Raw genomic sequence first — 18191 nt, forward strand, 5'->3', positions numbered from 1 at the left:
GCCGCCCCCCCCCCCGGCGCACCCACCCCCGCGGGCGCGGAGCCGCGTGCCCCCCCCAACGTCGAGTCGGCGTCCCCGCCCGGCGGCGTACCGGCCGCCGCAGCGCCCGCGTCCGCGCTGTTCGACGAGGACGGCCCGACCGTCCTCACCCGCCCGCAGCCGCCCGCGAAGGGCCGGCCGCAGGGCCGTCGCGCCCTGCTCGGCGGGGCCCGGCGCAACCTGGTCGCCGCGGGCGCCGGAGCGCTCCTCGCCGCGGTGCTCGGCACCGTGGTGACGCTCGGGGCGACCTCCCAGGACGACGGCGGCGGCCCCGGCAAGGTCACCACCGACCAGTCCGCCGACGTCGACGACGGCGCGGGCGGCCTGGGCGCCGACGAGCCGGGCGAGAGCGGCTCCACCCACCGCCCCGGCGGCACGACCGGCGGCGGGGACCGGGGCGGGGCCACCGGCTCCGCGGACGGCACCGGCAAGCCCGGCGACGACGCCTCCTCCAAGGACCCGGGCGGTACGGGTGCCCCCAGCGGGAAGCCGTCCGGGCCCGGCGGCAAGCCGTCCACCCCGGGCGGCGGTTCGCCCGGCGGCTCGACGACGACCGGGCCCACCACCGGCGACCCCTCGGGCGGCCCCACCACCGGGGACCCCTCGGGCGGCCCGACCACCGGAGACCCCTCCGGCGGGCCCACCACCGGGGAACCGAGCGGCGGCCCCACCACCACCGGCCCCACCGGCGGCCCGACCACCGGGGACCCGACGGGCGGCCCGACCACGGGCGACCCGGCCGGCGGGCCGACCACGACCGGCCCCACCGGAGGCTCGCCCGCGGGCGGCGCCGAGGGCGGCGGGGGAGGGGCGCCCAGCAACAGCGACCCGGGGCCCAGCGGCTCCTCGCACTGACCGGCGCACCGGACGCGGCCGGCGCGCGTACGCGAAGGGGCCCCGGGCGGCATCGCCACCCGGGGCCCCTTCACGTACCGCGGAACGGGCTGACGCCCCGCGGAGACGTGGACGCCCGGCGTACCGGGGAGCGGTCACGCCGCCCCCGCCGGATCAGAACAGGCGCAGCTTGTCGTCCTCGATGCCGCGCAGCGCGTTGTAGTCCAGCACCACGCAGCCGATGCCCCGGTCCGTCGCCAGGACCCGGGCCTGCGGCTTGATCTCCTGCGCGGCGAACACCCCGCGCACCGGCGCCAGGTGCGGGTCGCGGTTGAGCAGCTCCAGGTAGCGGGTCAGCTGCTCCACGCCGTCGATCTCGCCGCGCCGCTTGATCTCCACCGCGACGGTCGCGCCGTCGGAGTCCCGGCACAGGATGTCGACGGGGCCGATGGCCGTGGGGTACTCGCGGCGGATCAGGGTGTAGCCCTCGCCGAGTGTCTCGATGCGGTCGGCGAGCAGTTCCTGCAGGTGCGCTTCCACGCCGTCCTTGATCAGGCCCGGGTCGACGCCCAGCTCGTGCGAGGAGTCGTGGAGGACCTCCTCCATGGTGATGATCAGTTTCTCGCCCGCTTTGTTGACGACGGTCCACACGCCGGCGTCGTCACCCGCGCCCTCCTTGAGCGTGCACGGCGGCGACATCCAGTTCAGCGGCTTGTACGCGCGGTCGTCCGCGTGGATGGAGACGCTGCCGTCTGCCTTGACCAGGATCAGACGGGGGGCGGAGGGCAGATGGGCGGTGAGCCGACCCGCGTAGTCGACGGAGCAGCGGGCGATGACGAGACGCATGGTCGGCAACGCTACTCGACGTACGCGGTTCCGCGCGATTCGGTCCTAAAGCACCGTTCGTTATTGGCCTGTTGTGTTCCCAATCTCCTGGTGCGGGCCGGAGCGCGCGCTTACCGTGGAAGCGGGAGGTCGTCGCTCGTGCACTGAGCGTCGCCGGGTGGCGACGCTCCCTTTCCCTGCCCGTAAGACCCCGCTCCCCGGGGTCGCGAGAGGAGAACCCATGTCGCTCGACGTCTCACCGGCGCTGTTGGAACAGGCCGAGCGAGGCGACGTCGACGAAGCGGCCTTCGTCGACTGCGTCCGGACCTCCCTGCCCTACGCATGGGAGATGATCAGCTCTCTGGTGGCCCAGCTGAAGGTGGACGGCGGAGAATTCGCCGACAACCAGACGCCGCCGCCGGACGAGCAGGCTCGCGGCCAGCTGCTGCGCGCCCTGGCGAGTGACGCGATCCGTGGTGCGCTCCAGCGGCACTTCGGCGTCCGTCTCGCGTTCCAGAACTGCCACCGCGTCGCCGTGTTCCCGCTGGACCCGGCGGTCGACGAGCGGCTCGCCCGCTTCACCTCGATCCGGGGCCAGCTGCTCAACCAGTCGCCCGAACTGCGCGACTGCTGACGCTTCCTGCTGCCGCTCCGTGTCGCGGGAGGTGTACTGACATGGGGCGGCAGCCCGCGTGGCGCGGACCGGGCTCAGCCCAGCAGGGGCAGGACCTCGGTCCCGAGCCGCTTCACGTTCTCCTCCGTCGCCGCGAGGTCGCCGGAGCCCTCGACGAGCAGCGCGAAACGCGTGATGCCCGTGCGCTCCGCGGTCGCGGCGAGCCGGTCCGCCGCCTGCCGGGGAGTGCCCACCGGATGCAGCCCGCACAGCAGTTCCGTATAGGCCACCGGGTCGCGCATCGCGCGCTCGCGGCCGTCGACCGTCACATGGGCGTCAAGACCCTGCTTCAGCCAGCCCGGCATCGCCTCCAGCAGCGTCTCCCGCGCGTCCTCCCGGGTGTCCGCGAGCTGCGCCACCCCCGCCGAGACGTGACCGGCGCGCGCGACCGCCTCCGGCGCGTGGCCCGCCGCGCGCGCCTCCGCGCGCCACAGTGCCACCATCTCCGCCTTCTCCTCGTCCCCGCAGTGCATCCCGAGGAGCATCGGCAGCCCCCGGGCCGCGGCCAGGCGCACGCTCGCCGGCGAGGTGCAGGCCACCAGCACCTCCGGGCCCCTGGCACCCTCCAGGCTCTCGTCCGGCCGCGGCACCACCGGCACCTCGCGGAACGAATACCGCTCCCCGGCCGCCCCCACGCTCGGCTCGCGCAGCCAGCGCAGCAGCAGGTCGAGCGACTCGGGGAAGCCGCTCTCATGGGCCTCCAGGCCCGCCCCGAAGACCTCGAGGTCGACCCAGGGCCCGCCCCGGCCCACCCCCAGCGTGAAGCGTCCCCCCGACGTCAGGTGCAGCAGCGCGGCCTGCTCGCCCAGGGCCACCGGGTGCGCGCTGGGCAGCACGCTCACGGCCGTCCCCACCCGGATCCGCCGGGTCCGCCCGAGCAGCAGCGCGGCCAGCGTCACGGCCGACGGACACACGCCGTACGGCACGAAGTGGTGCTCGGCGAGCCATACGGAGTCGAGGCCCGCCTCCTCCGCCACCTCGGCCGAGCGGACCGCCCGGTACAGCGTCTCTCCCTGCCCCTGGCCCGGGAACTGGGCGGCCAGTACGAAAGTTCCCACTCGCATCGCTTGAGCCTCCTTGGGACCGATGCGGCTCTCCCCCCACTACGGCAACAACGTCTGACACGTGCCAAAGGCACGGCCCTCGACGAAATCAGTCCGATTTTCTTCTTGATGTCCCCCGTACGGGTGACGGCCGCGCGCCGAGCGGGACGTGTACCCACGCGCGGGGCCCGTAGGCTGGATGCCGAACCCGACCCCGTACGACCTGTGAGGTGTCCCGTGTCGCCGCGCCACAACCGCCCCCGCGCCGGGGGGAGCCCGGACGAGCGCACCGGGGACCAGTCGGGCCGGTACGGCGGCTTCCAGCGCACCGAGTCGTGGCAGGGCGAGGAGTGGTCGGTGCGCCACGTGGCCGGGGCGAGCGCGGCCGGCAAGCGCTACCGCTGCCCGGGCTGCGACCAGGAGATCCCCTCCGGCGTCCCGCACGTGGTGGCCTGGCCCGAGTTCGGCGGCGTGGACGACCGCAGGCACTGGCACAAGGCGTGCTGGAACGCGAAGGACCGCCGCACCTCCCGGGTGCAGCGGTCCCGCAACGCGCCCCGCCACTGAGCGGGCGGCGTCGGTCAGCCGGTCAGACGTCCCGCCGGTCCAGCAGCGCGAAGGCCGCGCCCAGCACCACCGCCACCGCGATCAGCATGATCCACAGCGGGTCCCAGCCGGCCGGGCCCGAGGTGGTCACCGGGTTGTCGTAGAGCACGCTCAGCTGGCTCGGGATCGAGTACTCGAAGAGCGCCTGGCGCACCCCCTCCAGCTTCTCCGCCACCATGAACAGCGCCAGTACCAGCGGCAGCAGCACCAGGCCGATGGAGGCCGTGATGGCGCCCGCCGAGTGGCGCACGATCGCCCCGACGCCCATCGCGAGCAGCCCGAGCAGCGACAGGTAGAGGCCGACGCCGACGGACGCCCGCAGCCAGGCCTCGGTGGTCGGCGGCGCGGACGTGTCGACCAGCGCGGTCTGCAGCGCGGCCACGATCCCGGCCACCACCGTGGTCAGGACGAAGACCAGGCCCGCGAAGACGATCGCCTTGGCGGCGAGCACCCGGCCGCGGGCGGGGCACGCGGTCAGCGTCGGGCGGATCATGCCGGTGGTGTACTCCGACGTCACCGTCAGCACGCCCAGCGTGATCACGCAGATCGAGCCCAGCAGCGTGCCGAAGAAGCCCAGGCTGAGCACCGTCTGCCCGGAGGTGTCGATCTCGGCGCCGCCCGAGCTGGCCATGTTCACCGCGAGCGCCGTCAGCAGGCCGATGCCGAGCATCAGCAGCACCATCGTACCCAGCGTCCACATCGTGGAGCGCACCGAGCGGATCTTGGTCCACTCGGAGGCCAGGGCGTCGCCGAGGGTGGCCCTGCGGACCGGGATCGGCGACTGGTACGCGTACGTCTCCTGCGTCGGGGTGCTCATCGGGCGTCCTCGGAGTCGTTCTGGACGGGCGGCTGGACCGGGGCGTGCGGGGCCGGGGCGGGGGCGTGTGGGGCCTGGTAGGGGTTGTCCGGCACGGGTCGCTGTCCCGGCGGCGGCGGGGCGTACCAGCCCTGCTGCGGCACGTCCGGCACCGGCTCGGCGGGCGGCGCCCAGCCGGGCGGCGCGGGCTCCAGCAGGCCGGCCCTGGCGTCCGTGGTGGAGCGGTAGTCGACGGCGCCCTGCGTCATGCGCATGTACGCCTCCTCCAGCGACGCCTGGTGCGGCGACAGCTCCCACAGCCGTACGTCGGCGGCGTGCGCCAGGTCGCTGATGCGCGGCAGCGGCAGACCGGTCACCCGCAGCGCGCCGTCCGGCTCCGACAGGACCCGGCCGCCCGCCTCGGTCAGCGCGGCGGCCAGCTTCTCGCGCCCGGCCGGCTCGGTGGCGGAGGCGCGCACCCGGGCGAAGTCGGCCGAGTTCGCGGAGATGAACTCGGTGATGCTCATGTCGGCGAGGAGCTGCCCCCGCCCGATCACGATCAGGTGGTCCGCGGTCAGCGCCATCTCGCTCATCAGGTGCGAGGAGACGAAGACGGTGCGCCCCTCGGCGGCCAGCGCCTTCATCAGGTTGCGCACCCAGAGGATGCCCTCCGGGTCCAGGCCGTTGACCGGCTCGTCGAAGAGCAGCACCTGGGGGTCGCCGAGCAGCGCGGCGGCGATGCCGAGCCGCTGGCCCATGCCGAGCGAGAAGCCCTTGGACCGCTTGTTCGCCACGTCCTGCAGGCCGACCACGCCCAGCACCTCGTCGACCCGGCGGGCCGGGATGCCCGAGAGCTGCGCGAGCGAGAGCAGGTGGTTGCGGGCGCTGCGCCCGCCGTGCACGGCCTTGGCGTCGAGCAGGGCGCCGACCTGGCGCGGCGCGTTGGGCAGCTGCCGGAAGGGGTGGCCGCCGATGGTGACCCGGCCGGCGGTCGGCCGGTCGAGCCCCAGGATCATCCGCATCGTCGTGGACTTCCCGGAGCCGTTGGGCCCCAGGAACCCGGTCACGGCACCGGGCCGCACCTGGAAGGAAAGGTCGTACACGGCCGTCTTGGCGCCGTAGCGCTTCGTCAGGCCGACTGCCTCGATCATTCTCCAGCCCCATCGACAGGAAGGTCGCGGTGGGGCGCGGAGCGGACCGCGGGCAGGCAGGCCGGACGCCCCCGTATGAGTGAGGAGGATATCCAGGCGCTGACGGTTCCGGCCAAGGCTTAACAGGCCAGACCGCTTGCAATCATGCCAAAACGGGTCGAACCGGACGGCTCCGGGAGGGTGCGGCTCAGGAGGCGCCGGGCAGCGACCCGGCGAGCGGCGGCAGGTCGTCGTACAGCCGCAGCTCGGCCGACTCGTCGAGGTACGGCAGGAAGTCCGTCTGCGGCAGCACCCAGCCCTCCTCGCCGAAGACCTGCGTCCCCCGCTCGCGCACCGAGCGGTCCGCGCCCGCCCGGGCCACCCAGCCGGCCGGGTCCGGACCGAGCAGCTCGCGCAGCCGCGGCGAGGCGTCCAGCAGGGAGGCCAGCAGCGCCGACTGGTCCCCGCCGCCCGGCCGCGGGCGGCCGTCGGGCCCGGCGAGCACCCCGTGCGCGCTGAAGTAGATGTACGCGCCGCCCAGGCGCTCCCCGGACGGCATCGTCATCGCGAACGCGTCGCCCGGCAGTATGGCCCGCCGGTAGTCCGGGAACTCGGTCGCGTCCACCGCCTTGAGCTGCTCCTCGTCCAGCCAGGTGACCACCAGCGTCGCCTCCGCGCCCGGGTCGACGTACGGCGTGCCCGCCACGTACCCGGCCGGGCTGATGTGGCCCGAGCAGCCGATGCCGATGCCCCGCACCGTCACCGGCACCATCGGCACCGCCGGGGACAGGTGGAGCCGCGCCAGCTTGTGGCTGACCTGGCCGGGGGAGGCGTTGGAGCCGACCGCCACCACGGGGTGGCGGCGCCCGGTGGTGGCCTGCCCGAGGCCGGTCAGGGCGTCGTCCAGCCGGGTGCGGGCCGCGTCCTGCGCCACGTACCACTGCCCCAGCCTGCCGGGCCGCACGTCGAGCTGGAGCAGGACGTCACCACTGAGCAGGGCCGGCTCCGGCGCCGGGCGCCCGGGGTACGTCAGCGGCTCCACGGCGGGGACGCCGGCCAGCCCCAGCGCCGCCAGGCTGCGGTCCTTGGGGGTTCGCTCCTCCACGAGTCATGCCCTTCGATCGGTCGCGCACAACGGGACAGAGCCTTTCACGGCTCGTCTACCCGCGCGGACGGTACGGGACGACAGGCCCCGTGCGATTGGCGGGGAGCGGGGCGGGGAAGGAAGTCCACCCGCGTCCCGGTGCGCCGGTGGCGCCCCACAACTCCCACGAGAGCGAGGGTAGTTGAGACTTCCCACCGGATGGCTCACCGGGCGCGGCGGCCACCCGCGCTATCGGACGTCGGTTCGCTGGTGGATCGCCGGGCGCACGGTCCACGCGCTGATGCTGATGGCCCTGGGCGCCCTGGCCTCGCTGGCCGCCGTCATCGCCGTCCTGTGGACGCTGACGGAGGACTCGCCGCGGAGCATGGCCACGCGCTTCCGGGACGGCCCCGGGCTGCTCAACCGCGCCCTGGACGCGCTACGCGCCTGCGTCGGCACCGACAGCCTCGGCCCCGAGCCCGACAGCGTGCCGCACGGGCTGCTGGCCACGCTCGCCTCGCTGACCGGCGCGCTGGCCCCCGCCGTCCTGCTCGGCATCGTGCTGATCAAGCTGTTCGCCCTGCGCCCCTTCGTCTGGCGGCGCCGCGCCAGCGTCTCACCGGCGCGCACGGCCGACTTCCCGGTGCCTGCCGGGGACGCGGCCGACCACGCGGTGATCGCCGTGCGCTTCTACAACCACTTCGACAACCTCTCGGTCGTCGACCTGCGGGCCCGGGTCCACCTGCGCTACCTGGAGGCGTCCCCCTACGACCGCAGCCGGGTGGTCTACAAGAAGTGGCTGGAGGTCCTGGACGAGAAGGGGCGGCGGGCCGACGAGCGCAGCTGGCTCGCGGTGGAGAAGGGGGCGCCGTTCACCGTGTGGATCCCGGTGGACGCGCCGGTGGAGCGGCTGCCGTTCACCGAGATCCAGGGCAAGGACCTGTCGGCGGCGACCGGGGCCAAGCTGATGGTCCGGCTGACCGCGCGCACCGTGGGCCTGGGCACCGAGGTGGCCGACGAGCGGTGGTTCGACCTGGCCCCGGAGGCGGACGCCTTCGAGGTCGGCCGCTTCGTGCCGCTGCTGGCCGACCCCGACACCGACGTGTGGACCTGGCAGGGCTGGGAGCGGTTCGACGAGGTCCTGGGGGAGGACGAGCGCTGAGCCGCCCGCCGCCCGCCGCCCCCGCCCGCGCCGGCGGCTCAGGCGTCCCGCTTCCGCAGTAGCAGCAGGCCGCCGAGCAGGGCCGCGATGACCCAGAGCACCATGATGCCCAGCCCCGCCCACGGGCCGTAGGGGGCCTCGTCGGAGCCCATCGCGTCCGGCACCACCTGGAGGATCTGGGAGCCGGCCCGGTCGGGGAAGTAGCGGGCGACCTTCTCGGCCACCGGGACCGCCGAGAGGATGTTGGAGATCAGGAAGAAGAACGGCACCAGGATGCCCAGCGAGAGCATCGAGGAGCGCAGCATCATCGCCACGCCCATCGAGAAGAGCGCGATCAGCCCCAGGTAGAGGCCGCCGCCGATCACCGCGCGCAGCACGTTGTCGGCGCCCAGGGTGGTGCGGTGCTCGCCGAGCAGGGCCTGGCCCAGGAAGAACGCCGCGAAGCTGGTCGCCATCCCGACCACCAGCGCCAGCACGCCCGCCACGAAGACCTTGCCGAACATGAAGGTCGCCCGCTGGGGCACCGCGGCCAGCGAGGTGCGGATCATGCCCGAGGTGTACTCGGTGGAGACCACGAGCACCCCGAAGACCACCATGGCCAGCTGCCCGAGCACCATCCCGGAGAAGCTCATGAAGGTCGGGTCGAAGGTGGCACGCTCCGCGGGCTTCAGGTCGTCGAAGGTCGACTTCATCAGCGCGCACAGCGCGGCGCCCATCGCCACGGTGACGACCAGCGCGCAGACCAGTGTCCACAGGGTCGAGGAGACCGTACGGATCTTGGTCCACTCGGAGCGGAGGACGGCGGGTACCGACGCCATGGCTCAGGCCCCCTCGGGGTCGCGGGGGCCCCACTGCGGGCCCTTGCCGTCGTCCGGGCGCGCCGCGGGCCGCTCGTGCGGGCCCGCGTCGGTGTGCGCGTGGTACTCCACCGCACTCGCCGTCATCTGCATGAACGCCTCCTCCAGCGAGGCCCGCTGGGCGCTCAGCTCGTGCAGCACGATCTGGTGCCGGGCCGCCAGTTCGCCCAGCGCCTCGGTGCTCTGGCCGTCGATCTCCAGGGTTCCGTTGCCCGCCTCGACCGCGGTGATGAAGTTGTCGTGCAGCACGTCCCGCAGCCGTTCCCGCTGCGGCGAGCGCAGCCGTACGTAACTGCGCGAGTTCTGCTGGATGAAATCGGCCATCGAGGTGTCGGCCAGGAGTTTTCCCTGGCCGATGACGATCAGGTGGTCCGCCGTCAGCGCCATTTCGCTCATCAGGTGGGACGAAACGAAGATCGTCCGGCCCTCGGCCGCCAGCGCCTTCATCAGATTGCGGATCCAGTGAATTCCCTCGGGGTCCAGACCATTGACGGGTTCGTCGAACATCAGGATCTCGGGGTCGCCCAGCAGCGCGGAGGCGATTCCCAGCCGCTGCCCCATGCCGAGCGAGAAGCCCTTGGACTTCTTGCGCGCCACGGCCGTCAGGCCGACCGTGTCCAGGACCTGGGAGACCCGGCTCGCCGGGATGCGGTTCGACTGGGCCAGGCACAGCAGGTTGTTGTACGCGCTGCGGCCGCCGTGCATCGACTTCGCGTCGAGCAGCGCCCCGATGTACCGCAGCGGCTCCTGCAGGTCCTGGTAGCGCTTGCCGTCGATCCGCACGCTGCCGCTGGTCGGGTTGTCCAGGCCCAGCATCATCCGCATGGTGGTCGACTTCCCCGCCCCGTTCGGCCCCAGGAAGCCGGTCACCACACCGGGTCTGACCGTGAACGTGAGGCGGTCGACCGCGGTCTTGGTGCCGTAGCGCTTGGTGAGGGCGTCCAGCTCGATCATGCGGCCCACGCTAAAACGGCACAAAGCCCCCCGCCACTCAAGAGGCGGGGGGCCGTGGCCCGTGTCTTCGGATCCGTACGCCCACGGGGGAGGGGCGCGGGAGCGTCAGCGCGACTGCTGGGCCGGGACGCCGCGGGAGACGGGCTCGTCGTCGACCGGGGAGCCGGCGGCGGCGACCGCGGCACCCGTCAGGGTGGCCAGCATCTCGCGGACGTTGGTCAGCTGGGCGTTGATCGAGTCGCGACGGTTCGTCAGCGCCGCCAGCTCGCGCTCCGATTCGCTGCGGATGCGGTCCGCCTTGGCGTTCGCGTCGGCCACGATGTCCTCGGCCTGGCGCTGCGCGGTCTCCACCGTCTGGCGGGCCCGGCGCTCCGCGTCCGTGCGCAGCTTCTCGGCCTCCAGGCGCAGCTGCTCGGCGCGGTGCTCGATCTCCGCCAGGCGCTTCTCGGCCTTCGCCTGACGCGACGCCAGGTCGCGCTCGGACTGCTCGCGGCGCTTGGCCAGGTTCGTCTCGAAGTCCGCGGCGGCCTGGGCGGCCTTGGCGCGGGTCTCCTCGAAGAGCGCGTCGGCCTCCTCGCGCTTGGACTGCGCGTCCTTCTGCGCCTCGGAGCGCAGCGTGGCCGCGTCGCCCTTCGCCTTCTCGACGATGCGGACGCCCTCGTCCTCGGACTTCGCCTTGCGCTCGGCGGCGAACGACTCGGCGTCGTTGCGCACCTGCTGGGCGGCGGACTCGGCCAGCTCGCGGTGCTGCTCGGCGGCGCGACGGGCCTCCTCGCGCAGGTCCTTGGCCTCCTCCTCGGCGAGGCGGAGGATCTTCTCGACGCGCGCGCCGAGCCCGGCGTAGGACGGCTCGGCGTCGCTGACCTGGGCCTGGGCGTTCTGCGTTTCGAGGTGGAGCTCCTCGATGCGCTTTTCCAGAGAGGTGATTCGGGCCAGAGCACTGTCACGGTCGGCGACGAGCTTGGTAATGCGGTCGTCCACCTGACCGCGGTCGTAACCACGCCGCACGAGCTCGAAGCCGAAGGGGGAGGAAGTGTCGCTCATGGGGTTCCTGTCGAATGAGACCGGTGAGGTGTTAGAGGGAATCCTAGGGGCCGGAGCGGCGTGTCATCGAGCGGATGTCGGTTTGATCTGGAGAATGTCCAGCCTTTTGAGTGGCTAGGCCTCCGAGGACTTGCCACTCGAACGTGTAACCCCCGCCGAAGCGCCCGCCTTGACGCCGTCCTTCGCTCCGCCGGAAGGCGTCTCGAAAGATTCCAACGCCTCAAGCACGTCCTGGACACGGGAGATCTCGGCGTTGATGTCCTCGCGGCGGCGCACCAGCACGTCGAGTTCGCGCTTGCCCTCGGTGATCATCTTGTCGGCCTCGCGCTCCGCCTCGGCCTTCACCTTCTCCGCCTCGCGCACCAGCTCGGCCTTCTTCGTCTCCGCCTCCTTGAGCAGCGCCTCGGCCTTCTTCACGGCGGCGATGCGGACCTTGCCCGCCTCCGAATTGGCCTCGGACAGCAGCTCCTTGGACTTCGACTCCGCCTCGGCGCGCTGCTCGGTGGCGGCCTTGACCAGCTTGTCCACGCGCTCGCCGGTCGACTTCATCTGCTCGGACACCTCGCGCCGCGCCCGCTCGTGCAGCTCCTCGATCTCCCCCTCGGTGCGGGCCCGCACCTCCTCCGTGCGCTCCCTTATGGTCGTCGCGTCGTTGCGCGCGCCGACCAGCAGCTCGTCCGCGTCCGCCCGGGCCTTCTCCACCAGCGCGTTGCCGTCCACGGTCGCCTCGGCGACGATCCGCTCGGCCTCCTTGCGGGCCGCGCCGACCATCGTGTCGGCCTGCGCCTCCGCCTCGGTGGTGGCCCGCAGGGCCTCCTCCTGCGCCTTGGCGATCAGCTGGTCGGCCTGCTCCGCCGCGTCCGTGCGGCGCTTGGCGGCCGCCTCGCGCGCCTCGTCCAGCGCCCGGTCCGCCTCGGAGCGCGCCTCCGCGCGCATCTGCTCGGACGCCGACTCGGCGTCCTCCTTGTGCCGCTGGGCCTCGGCGCGGATGCGCTCGGCCGCCTGCTGCGCGGAGCCGACCGTCTCGGCGGCCTCGGCCCGCAGCCGCTCCGCCTCCCCGCTCGCCTCGGCCCGCAGCCGGTCGGCCTCCGCGCTCGCCTCGCCGGTGAGCCGCTCGGCCTCGGCCGTCGAATCCGCCTGGAGCCGCTCGGCCTCGGCCGCCGCCTCGGAGATCAGCGTGTCCGCCTGCCCGGCCGCGTCGGTGCGCGTCTTGTTGGCCGCCTGGTGCGCGGTGTCGGTGATCGACACGCCCTCGGCACGGGCGGTCTCGATCAGCGCCTCCGCGTGCCGCTCGGCCTCCGCCTTGACCTCTTCGGCCTCGGTACGGATCCGGGTGGCGTCGCCCTCCGCGCCCGCCAGCAGCTCCGCGGCCTCGGCGCCGATCCGCTCGGCCTCGCCGGTCGCCTCGCCGACCAGCAGGTCCGCCTGGGCGGCCGCGTCGGAACGGATCCGGTTGGCGTCCTCGCGGGCGTCCGCGCGGGCCCGGGAGGCGTCCTGCTCGGCCGACGCCAGCGCGTCCGTGGCCTCGGTGCGCACCCGCTGCGCGTACTCGGCGGTGTCCGCGCGCAGCTTCTCCGCCTCGGCGATCGCGTCCCCGACCGTCCGCTCGGCCAGCGCCCTGGCCGCCTCCGACTCCTCGGTGGCGCGCGCCCGGGTGCGGTTGGCGTCCTCGGTGGCCCGCTCCCGCTCCTCGTACGCGTCGGAGCGGACCCGGTCCGCCTCCTCCTGCGCCTCGGTACGGGTGCGCTCGGCCGCGTGGTCGGCGGCGCTGCGCAGCCCCGCGACCTCTTCCTCGGCCTGCTCGCGCAGCCCGGCGACGGAGTCCCGCACCTCCTGGGCGGCCCGCTCGGCGGCCGACACCATCTCCGTGGCCCGCCGGTCCGCCTCCTCGACCAGGCGCTGCGCCTCGGCCTGGGCGTCCTCCACGCGCTTGCGGGCGGAGGCGAGCAGCTCCTCGCTCCGCTCGCGGGCGTGCTCGCGCTCCTGGTCGGCCTCGGCGCGCGCGGAGTTCAGCGTCTCCTCGGCCTCGCGCCGGATCCGCTCGGACTGGGTACGGGCGTCGGCCAGGGTCTCCGCGGCCTCCGCGCCGACCCGCTCGGCGGCGGCCGCGGCCTCCGCGCGCAGCCGGTCCGCGCTCTCCTGGGCCTCCGACTTCAGCCGCTCGGCCTCCGCGTCGGCCTCGGCCCGCAGTCGTACCGCCGCGTTCTCCGCCTCGGCCCGGGTCGTCGACGCGTCCCCGGCGGCCTCGGTACGCAGCCGCTCGGCCTCCTGCTCGGCCTGCTCCTGGAGGGTGCGGATGCGCTCGGCGGCCTCGGTGCGCAGCCGCTCGGTCTCCTCGGCGGCCTCGCGGCGGATCCGCTCGCCCTCCGCCCGGGCGTCGGCCAGGCTCTGCTCGGCGCCCGTCAGGCGCGCCTCGGCCTCCGTGTGCAGGCGGGCCAGCTCCTCGGCCGCCTCGGCCTGCCGGGCCGCTATGGCGCGCTCGGTCTCCTGGCGCAGCTCGGCGGCGGCCGTGTCGGCCGCCGCGCGCACCGCGTCGGCCTGCTCGTCGGCCTCGGCGCGCAGCCGCTCGGCCTCGGCGCGGGTGCGCTCCAGGGTCTCCTCGGCCTGCTTGCGCAGCGTGGTGGCGCGCTCGACGGCCTCGGCGCGGGCCTTGTCGCTGTCCGCGGTCGCCCGGGCGCGCAGCTCGTCGGCGTCGGTCCTGGACTTGGTCAGCAGCTCCTCGGCGGTGCGGGCCGCCTCCTCGATCTGCTGGACCGCCTCGCGCCGGGCCTCGCCGCGGATGCGCTCGCCCTCGGCGACCGCCTCGGCGCGCAGCTGCTCGGCCTCGCCGCGCAGCCGCCGGGCCTCCTCCTGGAGCTCGACGGTCTTGGCGCGGTACTCCTCGGTGTCGTCCTTGGCCGCGCCCCTGAGCTCCTCGGCGGTGTCGTGCGCCTGGGCGCGCAGCCGGTCGGCCTCGGTCTCGGCCTCGCGGCGGATCCGCTCGGCCTCCTCGGAGGCCTTGCGGGTGGTGTCCTGGGCGTCCGCGGAGGCCTTGGTGAGGATCTCCTCGGCGCTGCGGGCGGCCTTGGCGAGCTGGGCGGCGGAGTCCTCGGCGGCGGCGGTGCGGGCCTGCTCGCCGGCCTCGTCGACCAGCTTCGCGGCCTCGGCGCGGGCGTCCGCCAGGGACTGCTCGGCCTCGGCCTTGAGGGCCTCGGCCTCCTTGGTGGCCTCGCCGACCAGCCGGGCGATCTCGGACTTGGCGGTACGGGTGCGCTGCTCGTTCGTCGACTCGGCGGAGGCCAGCGTGCGCGACGCGGCGTCCTTGGAGTCGGTGACCAGCCGCTCGGCCTCGGCGCGGGCCTCGCGCAGCTTGTCGTCGGCCTCCTGGATCCGCTGCTCGGCGACCCGGCTCAGCTCGGCGGACTGCTGGCGGGCCTGGTCGGACTCGGCGGTGGTGGAGGCCCGCAGCTGCTCGGCGTGGCTGGTGGCCTCCTGGGCCTGGTTGGAGGCCGCGGTGAGCAGCCGCTCGGCGTCCTTGCGGGCGCGCAGCAGCAGGGCCTCGGCCTCGGTGCGGGCCTGCTCGGCCTCGGAGGTCATCCGGCGCCGGGTCTCCTCGGCGACCCGGGTGGCCTCGGCGCGGGCGGCGTTCAGCGCCTGCTCGGCCTCGGCGCGGGACTCGTCGAGGAGGCGGCGGGCCTGCGACTCGGTGCGGGCCCGCAGCTGCTCGGCCCAGGCCACGTTCTCGTTGACGTGCGCCTCGACGGTCTGGCGGCGCTCGGCCAGCTCCTGGTCCAGGCGCTGGCGGCGCTGCACCGCCTCGGTGTGCAGCTCGGACTGGAGCCGGGCCTGGTGCTCGGCGTGCTCCTGGAGGATCCGCTGCGTCTGGGCGCGGGCGTCGCGCAGCTCGCGCTCGGCGTCCGCGCGCAGCTGGTCGGCCTGCACCTGCGCGTTGCGCAGCAGCTGCTCGGCCTGGTAGCCGAGGTCCGCGCTGTCGTAGGACGAGGGCCTGGACGCGATGGTGCGCCGCGCCTCGTGCAGCTTGGCGCGCAGCACCTCGACCTGGTAACCGAGGTCATCGGCGTGCTGGACGGCCTTCTCCCGCTCGGTCTTCAGCCGGTCCATCTCGGCTTCGAACCGCGAGAGGTGGTCGTCAGCTCGGTGGCGTTCCTGGCCTTCGTAGCCCCGCACTGCGCGGTCCCATCCGTCCCCTGGTCGCAACTTTCCGAACGAGTACCGCTCCTGGCGAACGGCCCCCCGGGGAATGGTGTCAGATCAACTGTGAGGACGCGGCACGGCCCCGTTCCGGCCCCGGCCCGGAGCCGCCCACTCTACCGGGCCAGGAATCCGGAGGTCAGTGCTCCGCTGAGGACGGGTCGGCGGAGGTCACCAGCTCGGTGAGCACGCCGTGGCAGTCCTTGGGGTGCAGGAAGGTGATGCGCGAGCCCATGGAGCCGATGCGGGGCTGGTCGTACAGAACCCGCACACCCTTTTCACGGATGGCCGCGGAGTCGGCGTCGACGTCCGCGGTGCCGAAGGCGATGTGGTGCACGCCCTCGCCGTTCTTGGCCAGCCACTTGCCCACCGCGGAGTCCTCGCGGGTGGGCTCAAGGAGCTGGAGGTAGGAGGCGCCGCCGTCGGACGTCTCGTTGATCTTGAGCATGGCCTCGCGCACGCCCTGCTCCTCGTTGACCTCGGTGTGGAACACCTCGAAGCCGTACGTCGCGCGGTAGAACTCGACGGTGGCGTCGAGGTCGTGACAGGCGATCCCGATGTGGTCGATTCTCGTCAGCATGCCCCCAGTGCAGCGCTCCGCACGGCGGTTACGCAACGTGCGCGCGATCACACTCACGGGCCGGTGACCGTCGCCGTACCGCTCAGTACATTGAGGTAAACCCTCGTTCACTCCTCATCTCCAAGGGGCTGTGCCTCATGTCTCGAACGACCGGTACCACCTCCGTCATCGTCGCGGGAGCACGGACGCCCATGGGCCGTCTTCTGGGCTCTCTCAAGTCGTTCTCCGGCGCGGACCTGGGCGGCTTCGCCATCAAGGCCGCCCTGGACCGGGCCGGCATCGGCGGCGACCAGGTGCAGTACGTGATCATGGGGCAGGTGCTCCAGGCGGGGGCCGGTCAGATCCCCGCGCGCCAGGCGGCCGTCAAGGCGGGCATCCCCATGAGCGTCCCCGCGCTCACGGTCAACAAGGTGTGCCTCTCCGGCCTCGACGCGATCGCGCTGGCCGACCAGCTGATCCGCGCGGGCGAGTTCGACGTCGTGGTGGCCGGCGGCCAGGAGTCCATGACCAACGCCCCGCACCTGCTCCCCAAGTCCCGCGAGGGCTACAAGTACGGCGCCGTGGAGATGCTCGACGCGATGGCCCACGACGGCCTGACCGACGCCTTCGAGGGCATCGCCATGGGCGAGTCCACCGAGAAGCACAACACCCGCCTGGGCATCGCCCGCCCCGCGCAGGACGAGGTCGCCGCCCTGTCCCACCAGCGGGCCGCCGCCGCCCAGAAGAACGGCGTCTTCGAGGCCGAGATCACCCCCGTGGAGATCCCGCAGCGCAAGGGCGACCCGGTCCTCTTCTCGCAGGACGAGGGCATCCGCGCCGAGACCACCGCCGAGTCCCTCGGCAAGCTGCGCCCGGCCTTCGCCAAGGACGGCACCATCACCGCCGGCACCTCCTCGCAGATCTCCGACGGCGCCGCCGCGGTCGTGGTGATGTCCAAGGCCAAGGCCGAGGAGCTGGGCCTGGAGTGGATCGCCGAGATCGGCGCCCACGGCAACGTGGCGGGCCCGGACAACTCCCTGCAGTCCCAGCCGTCCAACGCCATCCGGCACGCGCTCGGCAAGGAGGGCCTGGACGTCGCCGACCTCGACCTGATCGAGATCAACGAGGCGTTCGCCGCGGTCGCCGTGCAGTCAATGAAGGACCTCGGCGTCTCCCCGGAAAAGGTGAACGTCAACGGCGGCGCGATCGCCCTCGGCCACCCCATCGGCATGTCCGGCGCCCGCATCGTGCTGCACCTGGCCCTGGAGCTGAAGCGGCGCGGCGGCGGCGTCGGCGCGGCGGCCCTGTGCGGCGGCGGCGGCCAGGGCGACGCGCTGATCGTGAAGGTCCCGGGCAAGTAGTTCTCCGTACGTACGTCTCGCGAGGAGCGGTGGTCATGGTGGACGTCCCTGAGCTGGTGGCCCGGGCGAGGGAGGGCAGGCCGCGCGCCGTGGCCCGGCTGATCTCGCTCGTGGAGGGGGCGTCCCCGCAGCTGCGCGAGGTGATGGCGGAGCTGGCGCCGCTGACCGGCGGGGCGTACGTGGTCGGCCTGACCGGGTCCCCGGGCGTCGGCAAGTCCACCACCACCTCCGCGCTGGTCTCCGCGTACCGCAGGGCGGGCAAGCGGGTCGGCGTCCTCGCCGTCGACCCGTCCTCGCCGTTCAGCGGCGGCGCGCTGCTCGGGGACCGGATCCGGATGGCCGACCACGCCTCCGACCCCGGGGTGTACATCCGCTCCATGGCCACCCGCGGGCACCTGGGCGGGCTGGCCTGGGCGGCGCCCCAGGCCATCCGCGTCCTGGACGCGGCCGGGTGCGACGTGGTCCTGGTCGAGACGGTCGGCGTCGGCCAGTCCGAGGTGGAGATCGCCGCCCAGGCGGACACCTCCGTGGTGCTGCTCGCCCCCGGCATGGGCGACGGGATCCAGGCGGCCAAGGCCGGGATCCTGGAGATCGGCGACGTGTACGTGGTGAACAAGGCGGACCGGGACGGGGCCGACGCCACGGCCCGCGAGCTCAACCACATGCTGGGCCTCGGGGAGTCCCGGGGGCCGGGCGACTGGCGCCCCCCGATCGTCAAGACGGTCGCGGCGCGCGGCGAGGGCGTGGACGAGGTCGTGGAGGCGCTGGAGAAGCACCGGGCCTGGATGGAGGAGGGCGGCGAGCTGGCCGCCCGGCGGGTGCGCAGGGCGGCGCGCGAGGTGGAGACGATCGCGGTCACCGCCCTGCGCGAGCGCATCGGCGACCTGCGCGGCGACCGCCGCCTGGACGCGCTGGCGGCGCGCATCGCGGCGGGGGAGCTGGACCCGTACGCGGCGGCGGACACGCTGGTGGAGGGGCTGACGGGGGAGTAGCCCGCGCGGGCCGGGACACCCGGGCCGACCCGCCCCCCACA

Annotated in this window: 15 protein-coding genes and 1 pseudogene; 6 read left to right on the forward strand and 10 right to left on the reverse strand. The window is 73.8% G+C overall.

Annotated features, from left to right (window positions below):
* Positions 1–894, forward strand: a pseudogene (locus ABT160_RS17125) (ATP-binding protein); the annotation flags it as partial.
* 153 nt (positions 895–1047) lie between these two features.
* Here the strand turns inward: ABT160_RS17125 and nucS are convergent.
* Entirely contained in the window at positions 1048–1719 is a 672-nt protein-coding gene (gene nucS, locus ABT160_RS17130; protein WP_351648284.1) for an endonuclease NucS, read from the reverse strand.
* Positions 1720–1939: 220 nt separating this feature from the next.
* On the opposite strand from nucS, the gene ABT160_RS17135 reads away from it, so the two are divergent.
* A complete protein-coding gene (locus ABT160_RS17135; protein WP_351648286.1) occupies positions 1940–2332 on the forward strand; it encodes an SCO5389 family protein in 393 nt (130 codons plus the stop codon).
* A gap of 74 nt (positions 2333–2406) precedes the next feature.
* On the opposite strand, the gene ABT160_RS17140 is transcribed toward ABT160_RS17135, so the two are convergent.
* Positions 2407–3435, reverse strand: coding sequence for an LLM class flavin-dependent oxidoreductase (locus tag ABT160_RS17140; RefSeq protein ID WP_351648288.1), 1029 nt, complete (start codon positions 3433–3435; stop codon positions 2407–2409).
* A 216-nt stretch (positions 3436–3651) separates the two neighbouring features.
* Here ABT160_RS17140 and ABT160_RS17145 point away from each other — a divergent pair, with 216 nt between their 5' ends.
* On the forward strand, positions 3652–3981 hold the full coding sequence (locus ABT160_RS17145) for an Rv1322 family protein (RefSeq protein WP_351648290.1): 330 nt from the start codon (positions 3652–3654) through the stop codon (positions 3979–3981).
* A 22-nt stretch (positions 3982–4003) separates the two neighbouring features.
* Here the strand turns inward: ABT160_RS17145 and ABT160_RS17150 are convergent, their stop codons facing one another.
* The 3 genes from ABT160_RS17150 to ABT160_RS17160 all read right to left on the reverse strand — a co-directional run bounded on the left by ABT160_RS17150 (position 4004) and on the right by ABT160_RS17160 (position 7051).
* Positions 4004–4837, reverse strand: coding sequence for an ABC transporter permease (locus ABT160_RS17150; RefSeq protein WP_351648291.1), 834 nt, complete (start codon positions 4835–4837; stop codon positions 4004–4006).
* Positions 4834–5967, reverse strand: a complete 1134-nt coding sequence (locus tag ABT160_RS17155; protein ID WP_351648293.1) for an ABC transporter ATP-binding protein — start codon at positions 5965–5967, stop codon at positions 4834–4836. Before ABT160_RS17155 ends, ABT160_RS17150 begins: the two co-directional genes overlap by 4 nt.
* A 187-nt stretch (positions 5968–6154) precedes the next feature.
* Positions 6155–7051 carry a hypothetical protein gene (locus tag ABT160_RS17160; protein ID WP_351648295.1) on the reverse strand — a complete coding sequence of 299 codons (897 nt, stop codon included), beginning with the start codon at positions 7049–7051 and terminating at the stop codon, positions 6155–6157.
* A gap of 181 nt (positions 7052–7232) precedes the next feature.
* Between ABT160_RS17160 and ABT160_RS17165 the strand changes: the two genes are divergently transcribed.
* Positions 7233–8192 carry a hypothetical protein gene (locus ABT160_RS17165; RefSeq protein ID WP_351648296.1) on the forward strand — a complete coding sequence of 320 codons (960 nt, stop codon included), beginning with the start codon at positions 7233–7235 and terminating at the stop codon, positions 8190–8192.
* A 38-nt stretch (positions 8193–8230) separates the two neighbouring features.
* Here ABT160_RS17165 and ABT160_RS17170 read toward each other — a convergent pair whose 3' ends face one another.
* The 5 genes from ABT160_RS17170 to mce form a co-directional block, all read right to left on the reverse strand.
* Entirely contained in the window at positions 8231–9010 is a 780-nt protein-coding gene (locus ABT160_RS17170) for an ABC transporter permease (protein WP_351648298.1), read from the reverse strand.
* A gap of 3 nt (positions 9011–9013) precedes the next feature.
* The gene (locus ABT160_RS17175) at positions 9014–10003 is read right to left on the reverse strand and encodes an ABC transporter ATP-binding protein (protein ID WP_351648300.1); all 990 of its coding nucleotides are present in this window, start codon (positions 10001–10003) and stop codon (positions 9014–9016) included.
* Between the two features lie 105 nt (positions 10004–10108).
* Entirely contained in the window at positions 10109–11047 is a 939-nt protein-coding gene (locus ABT160_RS17180; RefSeq protein WP_351648301.1) for a coiled-coil domain-containing protein, read from the reverse strand.
* Positions 11048–11161: 114 nt separating this feature from the next.
* Positions 11162–15214 carry a polarized growth protein Scy gene (gene scy / locus ABT160_RS17185; protein ID WP_351648303.1) on the reverse strand — a complete coding sequence of 1351 codons (4053 nt, stop codon included), beginning with the start codon at positions 15212–15214 and terminating at the stop codon, positions 11162–11164.
* Between the two features lie 163 nt (positions 15215–15377).
* Complete coding sequence (mce, locus tag ABT160_RS17190) at positions 15378–15818, reverse strand: methylmalonyl-CoA epimerase (protein ID WP_351648305.1); 441 nt, start codon at positions 15816–15818, stop codon at positions 15378–15380.
* A gap of 137 nt (positions 15819–15955) precedes the next feature.
* On the opposite strand from mce, the gene ABT160_RS17195 reads away from it, so the two are divergent.
* A complete protein-coding gene (locus tag ABT160_RS17195) occupies positions 15956–17158 on the forward strand; it encodes an acetyl-CoA C-acetyltransferase (RefSeq protein ID WP_351648307.1) in 1203 nt (400 codons plus the stop codon).
* 35 nt (positions 17159–17193) lie between these two features.
* Positions 17194–18150 carry a methylmalonyl Co-A mutase-associated GTPase MeaB gene (gene meaB, locus ABT160_RS17200; RefSeq protein WP_351648309.1) on the forward strand — a complete coding sequence of 319 codons (957 nt, stop codon included), beginning with the start codon at positions 17194–17196 and terminating at the stop codon, positions 18148–18150.
* The last annotated feature ends 41 nt before the right edge of the window (positions 18151–18191 follow it).

Source organism: Streptomyces sp. NPDC001941 (genome assembly GCF_040296945.1).
In the GTDB taxonomy this organism is placed as follows: domain Bacteria; phylum Actinomycetota; class Actinomycetes; order Streptomycetales; family Streptomycetaceae; genus Streptomyces.